We start from the raw sequence: 15,705 nt of genomic DNA on the forward strand, positions 1-15,705 counted from the left end.
TCGAGGTCTGAGAAGCTCTTTTGCATGATCGGTGGCGGGGCAATGAACGTGTCGCTATTGTCTCAGGTCGGCGCGCTGCCGTGAACAGCAACTGGAGAATAAATCAGCGCTTCCCTAACTGATCGCCGCTCCGCATAGGAGGGCTCAGTGGTTTCCGATCGCAGATAGCGTCGGACGGTATTGCGAGAGATATCCAGTCGCCTGGCGATTTCTCGTATTGGGATCTGGTCACGAAGGTGCCAGCGTCGAATGATACCGAGTAGAGCCACGTTGATCACTCCGATCTCCTGCCGATAAGACAGGTGGAATTGTGCTACTAACGTGGGTCAGATTCCGTTGCAAATTCGTGGGGAAAGTGGGTCAATTTTCAGTGCAACTTAACATGGGTCATTTTGCACGCAAAATGACCCCATAAAAGGGAAGGAGATCGAGTGAAATCAAGGCTTTCGTTCGGCCGATTTGCACCCGTCACTTCCTAAACTTTTATCGTATCGGGACGGGTCAAATGGACCCTCATGCAAATTATTTTCTGTGACCCACTTATACTCGCAGGGTGAGCTGCGCTGGTCCCAATTGTCCACCAGTAGCCTGATGGAGACTGATAGCCGGCGGCTACCTTCGATTACACGATGCCTGGATCGCCTTGTCAAAATCGGTTTTCAGTTGTTGATCATCGCCCTGCCGCGCGGTGATGCGCATAACGCGCCCAGCTCATCGAAAATTTCTTGTTCAGTTCTCATTGCGCGCCCTTTGTTTTGTTGCCACAACTCATGGCGCATATTTTCTCTTCAATGCATCCGAATACTTTCAGCTTGCACCAGCCCAGCTGATCCTAAACTGCTCACGCCACGCTTAGTTAATCAAAGCCGGCGACTTGCAAATACAGGCTGAAAGCCGCACGCTTCTTAGCATGCAGCTTCCAGCGGCCTTGCGGCATCCTTCACATCAATATTCGTCGCCACCTAGACTAGGCGCCCATGCGACGTCGCACTTCATTGACAGCTTTGTCGCAACATCCTTTGACCGTGAACTTCAGCGAGGAAAGATCCCGCCCCTCTCCTATTATTTGAGGTGACTTGCCATGTTCGGGGCAAGAGATGCGGCCAACGCGCGAGGCGATCTGGTCTCGGACATTTTGAAAAATGGCTTTTTCCAGAACGCTTTTCAAATTGTTCGGGCTCACCTCTCGGCCACCCACCTTAAATTTAATGTCGATCATGCGATTCTCCAATGATGCCAAGCATTAGCCTGGTGGTGGGAACGGGTCGTTTCCGTGGCTGTCTTTGTTTTGAATCCGGCCATCCTTTGTGTGGATGACCAGTTCGACGCCTTGATTTGCAGCGATTTCACGTGCGCGGTCGACAGCCTGTTGTTTTGTCGGCAAAATTGCCGTCGCACGCTCAGAATGCTCCCGTCGCACCGCCCAACCGCCCGTCGAATTAGGGACGACGTGTTGATTATTTTTCTTTGCCATGGAATGCTCCTTAAAGATGGGGCGGAAGTGCCCCACATAAACATAGGCTGACGAAATCAGAAAGTCGGACAAAAAAAAATTTTGTCCGACTTTTCAATGTAGCCAGCCTACAATGTGGCGGAGGAGAAAAAAGCGATGCGACAATCTGAACCGGTAGATATGGCGGCGCCCAGCGACATCGCGGCGCGGCTCGAGGTTGCCATAGGCGCCTTCAAGGATGTGGACATTATTCGCCTATGCAAGAAAATGAAATATTGGACTGGCGGCGCGCCAGATGGAGATCCGATGGCATTGTTCAATGAAGCAATTGTTCGAACATTGCAGGGAACGCGCCATTGGCCATTGGATTTGCCTTTTGAAATTTTCATATTCGGGGCGATGAAGAGTATTGCAAACGGCCAGCGTGGATTAAAACAAGTGATCAATGAAACACTTGAATGTGACCTTGACGATGACAGATACTCGGATGGCAACCTGGCTCACATCGCAGGCGCACCTGGCACAGATGATCTCCTTATTGAAAATGCCGCGTTCCTTGCGCTGCAAGCCGATATCGAAGAGCTGAAAGCGCATTTCAAAGGAGATGACAACGTCGAACTCGTGTTGGCAGCTCTGGAAGACGGAACACCACGGGGTGTTCTCATCGAAGAATTCGGACTGACCGTCACGGAATACGAGTCGGCAAGGAAAAAATTGCGCCGTGGCGCAGACGTTATTTTTCGTGGACGGAGGACAAAATGACTCACCACACCCAAAAAGATTTGCTCCGCAAAGCAAACCGAATCGCAGCGGCTCTCAGTGACGAGGTGGATGCTTTAACGGACGAACAACTAATGCAGGAAGCGCAAGAGGATGGACTCGACACTGCCAAGCTCGGCAATGAGTTTCGCTCAAGCGCTATGAAACTCATCGCGGAAGCCAAGCGGCAAAAGCTAGCGTTGGCACGGCAGCGCCTGGCTGAGTCTCAGCAAAACAGGGCGACTGAGCCGCGCTCGCGACCTAGCTTGGAATCAATCAAGCAACGCATACAAGCTGTTTTGGCAATCAGGCCCAATTTAGCCGTCGCATTCCGCGATGGAAAAACACTTTCCGACGACGACTGGTTATCGCTCTGGGATGATTTTATTGAGATGGGGGCGGTCAAGGACAATCATGACCCCCTTTGAACTTTCCCAGCTTAGCCCTGCAGAGGCCTTGTTGTGGAACTATGGCATATCCGACCCCGTCGACATCGACTTGGATGCGATAGCATTCGACATGGGAGCAACCGTCCATCGTCGCCCTCTTTGCGGCTGCGAGGCCCGGCTTGTTGCGGATGGGGACAAAGCTGTCATCACCATCAATTCCAAGAGCATCATTACTAGGCAGAGGTTCTCACTGGCACATGAGCTTGGGCACTTGAAACTTGATCGCGGACGCAGCGGCTTTCTTTGCACGAGCAAAGACATAGGTCCACATAGCGATGCATCGCGCGACGGCGAAGCCATTGCGAATAGCTTCGCTAGCCAGCTTTTGCTCCCTAGCTATCTATTCATTCCAGCTGCATGTGGCAAGCCTCTGACTATCGACAGCGCGCAAAAACTCGGCGCAACGTTCAACGCCAGCATAACCGCAACGTGCATTAAGATGGTTCGAACATCCACAGCCCCTGCATGGGTTGTGTGTCATGTTCGCAGGGGTCTTGCGTGGTTTTTCAAAAGCCCCAAAGCACCTGAGAATCTATTCCTCAATAGAGAGCTGCACTATGACACCGAGGCTTTTGATTTGGTGTATGGTGAAGGCGAGGGCAAAACAAGAATAAAAACGGAGGGAGGGCAACTATGGTTTTCGGATCGAGAAGCATCGAGATATCAAGTCAAGTCGCAATCTTTCCGAGTTCAAGACGGCACAGTCGTTAGCCTCCTGAGCCTGTCCAAGTAAGGCATCTGGCTTGCATGCGGGGTGAGGCGCTTATCCAAATCTTTAGCTCGCATACCCATCGCCCATAAAATCTTTCACTACGGGCCAATAGGCCATGTCGCTAATGGCAGAGGCAGAGGCATGCCGATATCATCTAACAACGCCGCCGCGAAAAGCGTCCTGCTAATCTTCGAAGCATCAGTGACTCGGCCATGCCGGTGGGCTTGCTGGCGATGATCGCCTCGCACAAATTAGTGGGTCGCTCCAGCTCGATCGAGAACGGGCACGTGTCGATCGGCTAAGCCGCTTTAGCAAAAGCGATGGGCGAAAAAAAACCCGCTTCGGCGGGTCTTTTTATCACTAATCAGCTTACGGAAGCATGCTCATTTTCATTGCTGTTGCAAACATCATCCAACCTACTAACTTCTTCACTGCACTAACTTTCTTCGAACTTTTCATTATTACCTCCGCTTTTGAGATCACATCAAACACACCTTCTTGCATTGCCACGGTTACGCAGCTAGCCGCCTTATCAGACTTCGCCTTTGTTGACTTGGTCCTCTTGGACTTCGCCTTCGCTGGCTTGCCACTTTCGGACTTCGCCTTTGTCGACTTGGCCTTTTTAGACCCAGCCTTCGCTGACTTGTCCTTTACAGACTCTGCCTTTACAGGTTTGGTCTTTTTAGGCTTAGAAGGACCCTCTATTGCACGCGGATCTTGTTTTGCACTTACAACACATTCACAGCTTGATACCCCCGCCTCATAATGAGCACATGGCTTTACCGGACCTGTTTCCGTAAGCTGATTAGACTTGGAATTGGGCAGGTATGGAATATCTTCCCGTGCGGGTTTTCGGGTGCCACTCTATTCCACTGCGATATAGTATCACAAAATCAACTAAAATGGTGAAAAATTTGATTCACATGGGAATTTATTTTTCGTCAACTTCGCCCTCGATGAACTTGAGGCCAAGATTATCAGTTAGCTCAGCTGAAGGGAAATAATTATGCGCTCCTCGCGTTGTCATACTCTTCGATCCATTCCTTGTGCGGCTCGATCGCCGCCATCTTCCGCTCCAAGCCCAGCATGTATTCCGCCATAAGCTCGGCATCCTTCGCTGCAGAGAAAATGGCCATCGGATCAGTGCTCACAGCCTTGATCCAGTGCTGAAGGTAGGCCGCGTGGTTGTCGATGTGGCTTTGAGACATTGGCACGCCTGTCTCGGCCGCCAGGATCGCCGAGCAGATCTCCGCCCTCAGCTCTTCCACGGCATATGCCTCGTCGCCCCAACGCTTGGCGATCGCCTCCTGCCGGTCCAGCCGCTTCTTGTGCAACGTGCTGTGCGCCCCCTCGTGAAGGGCCGTCGCATAGTAGTCATAGACGCTATGGAATGACTTTTTGGCCGGCAGACGTATTTCATCCAGGGCCGGCACGTAGCATGCATCGGTGCCACCATGAACGACGAGTAAGCCCGTCTTTTCTTTGAGAGCCTGGATCACCGCCTCCGCCCGGGCAACAGGATCGAACAGCTTTTCAGATGGGGCTTCAAGAGGTGGCACGCCATCCATTTGCTGAGCATTGAAGACGACGTATCGGCGCAGCGCGAAAGCCTTGCGCTCGGCCTCTCCCGCCTGCGCATTCCGCGCACCTGAAAGTCCACCGCCCGCGCCTCCCCCGCCCCCTCCACTTCCACTTCCGGCATTTGCATTGGCATTGGCATTAGATCTGACGCTGCCGGCAGGTTGACGATTGCCAGCAGAAGAGCTTTGATGTGCATCCGGGCTCGCAGATTTCCCGACTTCAACCAACTTCACGATCGATGTCCCTTTCTCGCCACGCCTGACCTGCCAGCCATTTGCTTGCGCCTGCTGATAGGTTGCCCACCGAGGATCGGAGCGTCCCTCAGCATCAAGACAGCTCCCCAAAGCAAGCAGCAGCCTATTTATGCCTCGATATCCGTTGTTCGTGGCGAGATTCACTGGCCTGAGAGCTTGCGCCGCCCAAGGTCTTTGCCAGGGGGTATTCCCGTTCTTCATCGCTTCAATCAGTGTGAGAGCGATCTCAGATTTCACGTCTGCTTTATTTCCAACATTTTCGCCTGCAGAGCGAGCATGTCCGTTAAATTGCACAGCTGGGTTTTCGACACGCATGTCTCACCTCTTATTTTTGCCACTATGAAGACCTGATCAGTTCGTCCCCCCCCCTACATTACAAAGACCTATTGGGGATCAATATCCTGATGGCCGCCCTTCTGGTCTTGGGAAAACGCGCGCGGCGCCAGGCTTGCCCCGCAAATTCTTTGATGAACTCGATCCATGTGCGCCTGCTCCGTTAGCATTTTTCGGATCACATTTACCAGTTCCCGCGACAAGCTGGTTCGCTCCACACCGCCACGTTCCTTTAACTTGCTGTGCACGTAAACGCAGAGTTCCAGCTTTACAAAAAGCATCCCCGCGTATTTTTCCTTATCAGCTTGCCGATCTTGAATGCAGCTCTTTCGAAATTTAGTATTGAGCTCTTCAATGGGGACCTCCTCTTCAATAGGGGCTTCAATGGGTGCGCCAATACCTGCTCGGTCACTTGAAGACAACAAATCCTGGTCGTTGCCCAAGTCCCCAACAAGGTCGACATCCAGATCAGCTAGGACCTCGTCTTCGTTAGCAATGGCTTGAGTGGCTAACGAGGCACCTCGTGGGCTTTCGCGCACCTCCGCACGGCACAGCCTATTGATGATGAAACCCGAGCAATTGAAACCGTTTTCTCGTCTTGATTTCATTTTTTTCATCAAACCTCCCATACAGCATGTTTTCGACATCCAACACCTGGCTTCTTGCTCCGGCCCTGCCCTCCCACCGCCTTCGCCGCTGATGCTGGCCACGTCCCCGCACCATTCCTTGCGGCCCTTGCCGGCAGCATTAGATATGCTTCTTCCGTTCAGCTATGCAAGGGACTGCTTTGGCGCGTGGTTATTCGCCGATTGCTTGCCAGGAAATTGGCAAGACTGCGACGAACGGTCGCCGCCATCGTTCGGCCAAAGATGCAAATTCATCAGTCATTGAGCGCATCGCTCCTCGCATCGCCAGTCTTTTTGGATGCCCTCTTTTTTTTAAGATCAAGAGCTTCATTCAGCATAGCTGATAGCTCCTCCACGCTCGGCAAGTCGTGCAAATCGCTGGGCAGCTCACTGCGCACCGGCTCAATTTTGGTCAATGGCGCAAGTTCCGGGCGAAAATCTGTCCTCGATGCTGGCGAGTCAACGCTGGCTCCAAGTGGAACACGGGAAAAAGCGAACGAGCCAGACGAATCGGGATAAAAAGTGTTTGGCTCAGTGTGCCCGGCTGGAATTAGAGCCGTGCTTGCTGCTGGCACTGCTGATGCAGGAGCTGCCACTGAGGCTGTGCCAGAGATTGGAGTTGCCTTTGCGGCTGGCGATATTGTTGCAACTGGGGTTGCGGCTAGGGTTTCTGCTGGGGTTGCGGCTGGGGTTGCGGCTGGGATTGGAGCTGCGGCTAGGGTTGATGCTGCGATCGGGGCCGGGGAGGATGCCGCAGGGCTGCCAACAAAGCCCGCACCTCGGCTGACATCTTGAGTCCATGCAGCCGGCACGTGAGCAGCCCGCGCCTTTTTCATCTTGTAATGGGGCCAGAACAGCTCGTATGCTTGGCCACCGGTAAAGAGCGCCAGGCGAACACCTTTGCCATCGGGGGTTGGGCCGAGGCGGGAACCCAGCTCCGATGGCTTGTAGATGGCAATTTCGTCCCGTGCGAACGAAAGCGTCGTCGAGCTCCCTGAGCCACTCCCTCCATTACCAGCATAGGAGATATTCGATCGCTCAACCTCCCTTGAGCCCAAAGCTTTGCACATCTGCTCCGCGGTGTCGCCCTGCATGAGCTGCCCGACCAGGACCGTGCCGGCCATCGACACCATCGCCTTCACCATGAGCGCTCCATGGATCTCCTCTAGCTGCGCCAAGTCCTGGCAAGCCAAAATGCAGCGCACGCCCCGCGAGCGGCCGACCTCCAAGAGCGGCCGGATCGGCACTTTGCCCATTTGCGCCGACTCATCGGCGATGATCCACAGCTTGCGGCTCTCGTCGTCGTCCATCTCCACGCTATTCACGATCGCCGAGACGGTGCCAATGATGCCCTCCAAGTAGCCCTTGGTAAGTTCCGGATAAGCGCCATGCCCTTGCAGAATGATTTGCCGGCGTGCTCCGCGGGAATTCCCCCCTCCACCCTTCCGGCCATCTGCCCCCTCAACTGGCCCGCAGCCCTTCCCAGCACTTTGCCTGCCCACGGCCTCCTCAACACCGCAGCCCCCTTCACCGCCATGTGTCCCACCATGCGCCCATTCCACAAAGCTGATGCGGCGATCCTCCGGTGTTTCGCCCCAAGCCTCGGCTAGGTCAAAGATCGACGCGCAGAACGACGAGAGATTGATCAAAATGCCCTGCGTCGTAACCGACGCCTTCTCGACCGACCGCATCGCCTCCGGATGACACGCCTCCATGATTTGCAGAATATTGGCCTGCGGGATCGACATCATCTCGGCGAGCTCGCGCCATCCCCACGCGCTTCCCCGCGTCGTCTTCAAATAGATCATGAAGCCGACCACGATCTGCCGCGCCGCGTTGGACCACATCGGGTCCTGGGCCTCCTTGATCATCGCTGCGGCGAACCGCCGCATGTCCCCGATGTTCCGCATGTCCTTCGCGATGTCCCACGCCAGGGACCGGGCATCCCATGGCGCCATGATCTCTGGCTCGCCAAAGCCCTTTGTGAACTCTCCCTTCGGATCGAAAAGGAGCAGGCTCTCGCCCGCCTCGATCACCGCTTGGATCATCGGCTTGAGCGCCGTCGATTTGCCAGAGCCCACGCCTCCCACCACTAGGACGTGCCTAGTCCACATGTCAGCTGGATAAGGCACGTCCGGGGCAATCGGATGATCAGGCCGGCGCTTGACCCGGTCCGCGAGCACCAAATTCAGCGCCTCGACCGCTTGGGCGCCCACATGGCGCGCCGATCCTCTCAGCACAAGCAGGCCATTGCGCGGAGCGAGGTAGATCTTCGCCAGGAACACCGCGGGCAGGCACGCGACCCACAGCGCAAACATCACGCGAGAGATCAGAGCAATCCTCTCCCCCGCAGACAGCGATTCCAGAAATTGGGCATAACTGCGGGCCGCATCTGAAAATGCCCAGCTCCAAACGCCATGCAGGGCCGAGCGAATGAGATAGCTGAAGTGGAGCGAGATGGAGCCCGGAGGGTCATTCAGCCAAGGCAACGCCCGCCAAGACAACATCAGCGCCAAAATCCCGAGAAAAGCGCCAAGCGTCGCGCTGGCGCCGATCCATCCCACCACATTCACCCGCCCCACTGATGGCGCGGCGGGGGCTGAAATGCCCCAGTCAAATTCGGTCCGACCACGGTCGTTGTTCATCGCTTCTCCCTATGCCAATAACAGCACTGCGAAGGAGAATTGGCTTCCGACATGGACGTTGACCAGCTTGACGAGCGGCCGGCGCCGCCGTTGGTCAGCCAAACAAATCCGGCTAGGCAGAAGTCGCTTTCAGTTTGCAGACCAAGGCAGGAAGACAACTACTCGGAGGAAGCAAATGACAGCAATGACGCAATATGGAACACCGGAAGAAACAATGCTCGCCTACGCCAACATCAGCGCTCGCGAAAAACAGATCTTGCTAGGGGTGGCGCGGAAATACATACAGGGAACCCATTTCTCCGAGCCGCTGGACCTCATGCATGAAGCCCTATTCCTGACATTGGATCAGCGCCGCCGCTGGCCCAAGAGCGTCATTTTTGAGATCTACATGGTCATGACCATGCGCAGCATTGCCGGAGCTGATCGAAACAAGCAATCAACCCGAACGGCTTCTGGCATTTCCATCGAGGACATTATCGAATGGTCATTCGAGGGGGAAAACTTTCACATCTCCGCCGAGGAGAAAGTCTTGCAAGCCGAGGCCAGATTGGCAAACAGCATCTCCACCAAAACGATACTGGGCCAGCTTCGAGCCAGCGCCGACATTGTCGCCGGAGACGTTCTCGCATGCCTTCTGTCGGACATGCCCGCGAGAGAAATTAGATCCTCACTAGGGCTGACCGTTGCCGCATACGACGCGGCAAGAAAACGGGTCTTGCGAAAGTTTAAAAAGTCGGAGAGACTCTGATCCGGCTATGACGGCGGAAGCACTCTTCCTACCGCTCATGCCACGCTGAGATCGCGGCGCATTGCGAAACGAAGAGGCTCTCTCCAATGATTCGAAACACTAAGAAAAATGGCACGGGGAAGCCCGCGCCTCAATCGAAGTCCACCGAGGCCAAGCCCGCAAGCGCCGGGCTCTCGCCACTGGAGGCGCACATTTTTGCTTTCGACGGGTTCTCCTCCTATGACCTCGTCCAGAAGGATGCCACTGACGCTTTGACAAACAAGGATGCGCTTAACGATGCGCCTCTCGAGACGCTCGCGGCGGTCTTTGAAAAGTGGCGCATCGCCGGAGAAACCCGCGATCGCAAGCAAGCGCCGAATCAGTTGTCAGCGAAATCAGCGACTGCATCTGGCGCCGGCGCTGCCGCAGCAGTATCACCAGTCGCACTCACCTCACCCGTCGCTGTCGACGCAGCCGAGGAAATAGCGAAGAAAAGTCATCATGCGCGCATGGACTCAGCAATTACACATGCAAAAAAGCAAGTGCGCATCAAGGGGGATTCGATGCGCCAGCTTGGCATTAAGGACGGCGACATGGTCGAGATCGAGCTCAATGCAGAGCCCAAGGATGGCGACATCGTGTTCGCAGATGTCGTTGGCGTCGGCCGCGTGGTGAGAACACTTAAAATTATCGGTGGCGCATATATCTTGGTCGCCTCGAACCCAGCGTTTGAAGCCATTCCCGTGCTTGAGGAGTCGGACATGCGCATTCTCGGCGTCGTGGCTATCCCACCCATCAGCATTCATTGAACATCAAAACATAAGTGGACTAGGCCGCGAGAGCATTGCTCTTGCGGCCTAGTCCACTACACACCTGACGAGTCAGCGTCCCGGCCGAAAGCCAGTCCCGCGTTTGCCATTGCCGGCCAATCCCAAAGCAGCCATGGCGTCTTCAACGATCGTTGCGGCTCGCGCCCGCGACATTGCCTCGTCCTTCATCTTGCGGGCAAGATTGGTTTTTTCTTTCTCGTCTTTTTCGCGCTCTTCGAGTTCTGCGGCCTCCAACGCAGACAGGCAGTCGCGTGAGCAATACCACTCCACCAAGTCATCTATGCAAACCATCGGGGTGCAATTGAAGATTTGATAGGGAATGAAAAACTGTCTGTTCCGTATTTGCCGCCAAATGGTCGAGGGGGAAATGCCGAGAATGCTAGCCAGCTTAGTGACATTGATGAATGCCGACTGCACCTGAAAGTCCTTGACGAGCATGAGTTTCACGCGCATGCGCTCTGCTTGCGCCGTGGCCGCAAGAGAGAGAGTGCCAGCGTCTTCATCCTTCGAGCAGCGACATTCCCCTACGCAATTGCATTGTTTTCCATAAAAGCTGTTCATCTTTTCTCCGTTGGTGAATGGCCGTGGCCGACTGGCCCAGCCTTAGCACTGTCCACGGTTAGGAACTTCAGCCGCCCCGCCGACAGACGGCAGGACCGCGCCGCTCGGCCGCTCCAATACATTGAAAGGAATATTCCGACACTGCCCAGCAAACCTGTCAGGGCTTGACGGCGCACGCCTGTCATCGCAGGCGCCAAGCATCCGGCCTAATCGTTTTCCATTCCGGGAAGCCGATCACATGAAATCACCACGAGAGGAAAAGATGATGACAAACTATGGACAAGAAGGCGTAGCAATAGAGGCTCCGGCGCCAGAAGATGACTGGGATCTTCCGCAGCCGGCTCGGCCACGCAGTGCAGCCACTTATATTGCAACTCAGTCTGTCCCGGTTAAGAACATGCGGGAAACTGAGAAAATAGCTCTGCCGGCGGCTAAAAATTACCCTTTGCGCCTGCCGAGCTTCTTTGACCCTGATCGATGCCCCGCATTTATGGCAAGAAGCGCCCTATTTAGCTCCGGCCGGACCGTGCTAGGCATACCCCACGATGGCCCCGTAAAGGCACAGGGAAAATACGCGTTAACGCTCTGTGGCGAACGGCTGTATATGAGGGACAAACAGGTCTGGCATGCCGTCATGAACATTGTCAAGCGAGCGCCTGCCCATAATGTTCCTATCCGCATAGAGCTGGCGGCAATTGCAACGCTGATGGGGTCGTCGGACCACTGCGGTGGCGCCTTGCGGCGGATCTGGCAAAGCGTCGAGCGATTGTCGCGCGCGACCATAGAAGTGACGCTTCACGACGGCCATGCCCACACAGGGAAGCTGGTCGCGGCCGCCTATCGCCAAGAAAAGAAGTATTTTGTTGAGATGGACATGCCATGGATGGCCGCGGCCTTGAGCCTAGACTATCAATTCAAAGTTAATTGTGGCCGCCGCAATGGGCTAGCTTACTCGCTCGCTCAGTGGCTCCATGATTTTCTATCCACCCACAAAAGCTTTCCTGGGCTCACGATCGGCTATATACGAGAACTGTGCGGCTTCGAGGGACAGCAACGGACGTTTCCAGCGATGATACTTACCGCTCTGACAGAGTTGAGAAACTCTGCAACCTTGCTTGTCGCAGACTTCGAAATTATCAGAAACGGGAAGTCCAGCGACGCTTGGACTGTTGTCATCACACACGGGCCAGAGCAGCCATCCTACTCTGCCCCGTCTTGGTATGAATCCTCCGACGAACCAAACGACCTGTCGTATCCGACGACTCGCAGGGTCGCGCTGTGAGCGTCCAGACCTGATTTGGGATGATCTGTTCATCAAAAAAACGGGCTGACGGGTTTAACGGAGCAGATGAATTTCCGGAATGCTCGCCAGCTCGGGTTTAATCAGGAAATTGCTCGTGTGCAAATGGGAAGTTCACCAAAATAACTCGGGTTTAATACGAAAGATGCTCGGGTTCCAGTAGGAAGCTCCTCGGGTTTAAACCGGACGCAGGGCCTACATCTATAGATTATTAATAGATATAGAATAGAAGACCGTTGACCGCGGCTTTGCCTTTGGGCAAGCCGCGCCAACTCCCTACGCCAACCTCGAAGCTTCCGCGGCGCTCCCGCCGCGGACTTATTGGAATTCCAATCCGTGCCATCTGCGGAAATGCCGTGCTCGTCGTAATCGGCCCTTATCCTTTGTGAGAATAGATGACTTTTCATTATCGGCTTGGCCTAAGAGTTATTTGCGCAAGCCGAAGATCGAAACGTGAAAAGCCCCAACGTGAGAGCGATTACAATATAGATTGATGGCCAAACATTGGAGACTTTGCATGAAAATTTTCATCAGTTCACTAATCGGTGGATTCGAGCAGTTCCGAGCGGCAGCGCAGTCAGCGATTGTCGCCCTGCGCCACGAACCCGTAGTTGCGGAAGACTTCGGCGCGCAGGCCACTTCGCCCCAAATCGCGTGTCTGCAGGGATTGCGGTCAGCGAACTTGGTAGTCCTCATACTTGGCTCCCGTTACGGATATATCCAAGGCTCGTCAGGAGTCTCCCCTACTCATGAAGAGTATCTCGAAGCTCGGGGAAGCAAACCTATCTTGATGTTTGTGCAAGAGGGTGTTGAGCGAGACGATCTGCAGGCGAAGTTTATCTCCGAGGTGGGTGCTTGGCAGGCTGGACATTTTCGCGCAGGCTTTAAAACTGCCGACGAACTCCGGGACCTTGTTACGCGCGCCCTCCACGACTACCAGCTTGCGAACACGGCAGGGCCTCTCGACAAGGCTGCGCTGTCGGCTGCGGCTCTAAGCTTGCTGCCCAAGGCTCGGCAAAACAGTCATGCCTCCCCGACCCTCTTGGTCAGCATCGTTGGTGGCCCTATCCAACAAATTCTGCGGCCAGCCGAGTTGGAGGCTCCCGTTCTGGCCGAAGCGCTCCACCAACAGGCTCTTTTTATCGAGCCCAAACTGTTTGTCAGGTCGAAGGGGGTTGACTGTGGCATCGAAGGCGCTGCTCTCGTGTTGGAGCAGGAGCGCGGCGCTAAAATCCAACTTGAAGAAAACGGCTCGATTTTACTCCGCCTCTGCCTAGATCGAACAGAGCTCGACAATCGCAGCGGATTCGGCGCCTTTGCCGTCATCGAAGAGGACGTATTGCGAGAACTCAGCGCAGCCTTGGCATTCGGAGCATGGCTTTTAGACAAAATCGACCCGACCCAGCGCATTACGCACGTCGCATTGGCAGCATCGATCGAGGCGAGTGAGTATATGGGCTGGCGAACGCGAGCGGAGCAGGAAGCCAGTCCGAATTCCGGAACAATGCGCATGGCCAGCGGGAAACAGGCGCCGACCTCGTCCACCGATCGGCCGCGGGCTGCATTGCTCTTCCAAGCTGCAGAGCTCGCCGAGGATCTCATGGTGCCGTTGCGTCGACAGATGAAGGCGTGATCATCTGGCCGTGAGAGCGTTTTCTCGAACCTCTATACGGCTATAGCCATCCTTAACGCAGCGCGCCATTAAGCTGATGGGCTTTCATCTCAAACTGGATTTCTTCGCGAACCATGCTTCTCGCATGGTTCGTCGTTTCGGCGCAGAACGTTTTCAGTTCACATCCAAAAGTAAATATTTGCATTTCCGCCTACTTCGACGTTGACCGACCAGAATTCTAAACTGCGGCATCCCTCGAACACCGCTTTTAAATCAAGCCCTCTACACAACAAAATTACCGCTCATCGGATACTTCTCCGCTGCACTGCGCTGCACCGATTTAATTCATCTGCTTCATATGCCCCAAAAAACTCACATTACGCAATGTTTTGTGGCTCAAAAGATAATTTTATGTCGTTACACGACTGTATTTAGAGTGGTTTGAGAGAGTTTTTGGTGCTCCGCGAGGTAGGTTTTTTGTGTAGACGCGCCCGAAATCATAACCCGCAAGGCCTTGCGCTGCCGTCTCGTTTACGGGATTTGTTGTGTGTGGATGTAGCGCGGCATTAGCGCTGCTAAAACCCCGTTTATAGATCCGACATGCGGCCGGCAGAAAAGCCCATTCATCGGAAGTATGCGGTGCACCTTCAAACCAAACCTAGGAGAAAAATATGGCTACCATCGTTGAACGACCACGCAAGAACAAGCCGAGCACTTGGCAGGCAACCATTCGAGTCAAGGGGCAAACCTCAGTTGTGAAAACCTTTGAGCAAAGATGCGATGCCGAAGATTTTTCGAAGATTATCGAGGCAAAGCTTAAAAAGCTTGCGGAGGAACGATCGAAAAAACTGAAGCGCCTCGACAAAAAACAAGCTACGCTCGCCGGCCTGATGGATGAGCGCCTGCGAGACATTGTCCAAGCTTTTTGCGAAAGCGATGAATCTATTCCGCGACATAAAAAAACAGCGCCGACGATTTTGCGCGTGATCGGCAATATAACGCTCAAGGACGTGACGCCCTTGTGGAATAAAAATTACATCGCACGCATGCTGACAAAAAAAACCAGGATTGGCACTACATTCAGCTATTCAACAATCGCGGTTCATCTGCAAATTATGTCGATGGCCTGCAGGTGGCGAGCGGAGACCCTCAACCTTCCGGCCCAGCAGCTCAACTTCTCCAAAAAACACTTCCCGAAACATTGGGAAAATAGGCGCACGCGACGCCTTTCCGAACCAGAGCAGCTACGCTTGGAGGCGGTCCTCAAAGCATGCAAGGCGCCATCTCGGAATCAATGGTTCCATCTCATGCAAATGGCGCTTGAGACTGGCGCTCGCTTGCAGGAACTTGTCTTGGCCGAATGGGATGAGTTTGACCTTGACAGAAGGTTATGGACGATTCCCGCGATAAAAACCAAGGGAAGAAAGGTTCGCGCAGTGCCGCTTTCTTTCAAGGCCATAGCCTTCATGCAGAATCTTCAACAAGAGGCAGTCGCTGGCAACTCCCGGGTCTTCCATCTCTTAGGCCTTCCGGTCAGTGTTTCCTCAGGATTCCATAAATTTGTGACTAGGGCCGGACTGATTGATTTTAGATTCCATGATCTTCGCCACGAGGCGATCAGTCGGATGGTGCTCTACAAGCGCAAGTTGTCGGTCTTTGAAATCATGGCGATTGTCGGCCATAGCGACGTATCCATGCTGGTCCGATACGCAAATCTTAGGGGCGATGAGCTGGCCGAACGGATGGACTAACGCTCGGCTTGGGGTGGCTTCCCAGCCACCCCTTGTTTTCGCCCCTTTCTGGGCAAGGAAATTTGAAAAGCAAAGCGCCAAAAGCGAGCCAGCTTGCTATTCAATAAGGAGG

15 protein-coding genes and 1 pseudogene are annotated in these 15,705 nt (G+C 54.3%); 9 read left to right on the forward strand and 7 right to left on the reverse strand.

Translation table 11 applies throughout. From position 1 onward, the window contains the following. Positions 1-119 precede the first annotated feature (119 nt). From ACQ4WS_RS16050 to ACQ4WS_RS16060, 3 genes and pseudogenes are all read right to left on the reverse strand, one after another. Positions 120-278: pseudogene (locus ACQ4WS_RS16050) on the reverse strand (helix-turn-helix domain-containing protein); the annotation flags it as partial. A 689-nt stretch (positions 279-967) separates the two neighbouring features. After that, the gene (locus ACQ4WS_RS16055) at positions 968-1,219 is read right to left on the reverse strand and encodes a hypothetical protein (protein ID WP_150130967.1); all 252 of its coding nucleotides are present in this window, start codon (positions 1,217-1,219) and stop codon (positions 968-970) included. A 24-nt stretch (positions 1,220-1,243) separates the two neighbouring features. Beyond that, on the reverse strand, positions 1,244-1,474 hold the full coding sequence (locus ACQ4WS_RS16060) for a DUF2188 domain-containing protein (protein ID WP_077405346.1): 231 nt from the start codon (positions 1,472-1,474) through the stop codon (positions 1,244-1,246). Positions 1,475-1,609: 135 nt separating this feature from the next. Between ACQ4WS_RS16060 and ACQ4WS_RS16065 the strand changes: the two genes are divergently transcribed. From ACQ4WS_RS16065 to ACQ4WS_RS16080, 4 genes are all read left to right on the forward strand, one after another. Then, complete coding sequence (locus ACQ4WS_RS16065) at positions 1,610-2,215, forward strand: hypothetical protein (protein ID WP_436477819.1); 606 nt, start codon at positions 1,610-1,612, stop codon at positions 2,213-2,215. Continuing rightward, a complete protein-coding gene (locus tag ACQ4WS_RS16070; protein ID WP_436477821.1) occupies positions 2,212-2,640 on the forward strand; it encodes a hypothetical protein in 429 nt (142 codons plus the stop codon). The genes ACQ4WS_RS16065 and ACQ4WS_RS16070 overlap by 4 nt, the downstream gene beginning before the upstream one ends. Continuing rightward, positions 2,627-3,394, forward strand: a complete 768-nt coding sequence (locus tag ACQ4WS_RS16075) for an ImmA/IrrE family metallo-endopeptidase (protein ID WP_436477823.1) — start codon at positions 2,627-2,629, stop codon at positions 3,392-3,394. The genes ACQ4WS_RS16070 and ACQ4WS_RS16075 overlap by 14 nt, the downstream gene beginning before the upstream one ends. A gap of 358 nt (positions 3,395-3,752) precedes the next feature. Beyond that, a complete protein-coding gene (locus tag ACQ4WS_RS16080) occupies positions 3,753-4,139 on the forward strand; it encodes a hypothetical protein (protein ID WP_077405376.1) in 387 nt (128 codons plus the stop codon). Between the two features lie 238 nt (positions 4,140-4,377). On the opposite strand, the gene ACQ4WS_RS16085 is transcribed toward ACQ4WS_RS16080, so the two are convergent. The 3 genes from ACQ4WS_RS16085 to ACQ4WS_RS16095 all read right to left on the reverse strand — a co-directional run bounded on the left by ACQ4WS_RS16085 (position 4,378) and on the right by ACQ4WS_RS16095 (position 8,812). Next, positions 4,378-5,523: an ArdC family protein gene (locus ACQ4WS_RS16085; RefSeq protein WP_436477825.1), complete on the reverse strand. Its 1,146-nt coding sequence runs from the start codon at positions 5,521-5,523 to the stop codon at positions 4,378-4,380. A gap of 68 nt (positions 5,524-5,591) precedes the next feature. After that, on the reverse strand, positions 5,592-6,158 hold the full coding sequence (locus tag ACQ4WS_RS16090) for a hypothetical protein (RefSeq protein ID WP_436477827.1): 567 nt from the start codon (positions 6,156-6,158) through the stop codon (positions 5,592-5,594). Positions 6,159-6,421: 263 nt separating this feature from the next. Beyond that, positions 6,422-8,812 (reverse strand): type IV secretion system DNA-binding domain-containing protein, encoded by a 2,391-nt coding sequence (locus ACQ4WS_RS16095; RefSeq protein WP_436477829.1) that lies wholly within the window; start codon positions 8,810-8,812, stop codon positions 6,422-6,424. Between the two features lie 175 nt (positions 8,813-8,987). Between ACQ4WS_RS16095 and ACQ4WS_RS16100 the strand changes: the two genes are divergently transcribed. Together ACQ4WS_RS16100 and ACQ4WS_RS16105 are read left to right on the forward strand one after the other, a co-directional pair. After that, positions 8,988-9,560: a hypothetical protein gene (locus tag ACQ4WS_RS16100; protein ID WP_436477831.1), complete on the forward strand. Its 573-nt coding sequence runs from the start codon at positions 8,988-8,990 to the stop codon at positions 9,558-9,560. A gap of 86 nt (positions 9,561-9,646) precedes the next feature. Then, positions 9,647-10,348 (forward strand): LexA family protein, encoded by a 702-nt coding sequence (locus ACQ4WS_RS16105; RefSeq protein WP_436477833.1) that lies wholly within the window; start codon positions 9,647-9,649, stop codon positions 10,346-10,348. Positions 10,349-10,420: 72 nt separating this feature from the next. Here the strand turns inward: ACQ4WS_RS16105 and ACQ4WS_RS16110 are convergent, their stop codons facing one another. Continuing rightward, positions 10,421-10,930 (reverse strand): helix-turn-helix transcriptional regulator, encoded by a 510-nt coding sequence (locus ACQ4WS_RS16110; RefSeq protein ID WP_436477835.1) that lies wholly within the window; start codon positions 10,928-10,930, stop codon positions 10,421-10,423. A gap of 238 nt (positions 10,931-11,168) precedes the next feature. On the opposite strand from ACQ4WS_RS16110, the gene ACQ4WS_RS16115 reads away from it, so the two are divergent. From ACQ4WS_RS16115 to ACQ4WS_RS16125, 3 genes are all read left to right on the forward strand, one after another. Further along, positions 11,169-12,212, forward strand: coding sequence for a hypothetical protein (locus ACQ4WS_RS16115; protein ID WP_436477837.1), 1,044 nt, complete (start codon positions 11,169-11,171; stop codon positions 12,210-12,212). Between the two features lie 535 nt (positions 12,213-12,747). Beyond that, positions 12,748-13,863, forward strand: coding sequence for a DUF4062 domain-containing protein (locus ACQ4WS_RS16120; RefSeq protein ID WP_436477839.1), 1,116 nt, complete (start codon positions 12,748-12,750; stop codon positions 13,861-13,863). Positions 13,864-14,513: 650 nt separating this feature from the next. Then, positions 14,514-15,593, forward strand: a complete 1,080-nt coding sequence (locus ACQ4WS_RS16125) for a site-specific integrase (protein WP_436477841.1) — start codon at positions 14,514-14,516, stop codon at positions 15,591-15,593. Positions 15,594-15,705 lie beyond the last annotated feature (112 nt).

Source organism: Janthinobacterium leeuwenhoeki (assembly GCF_051380795.1).
Classification (GTDB): domain Bacteria; phylum Pseudomonadota; class Gammaproteobacteria; order Burkholderiales; family Burkholderiaceae_D; genus Janthinobacterium.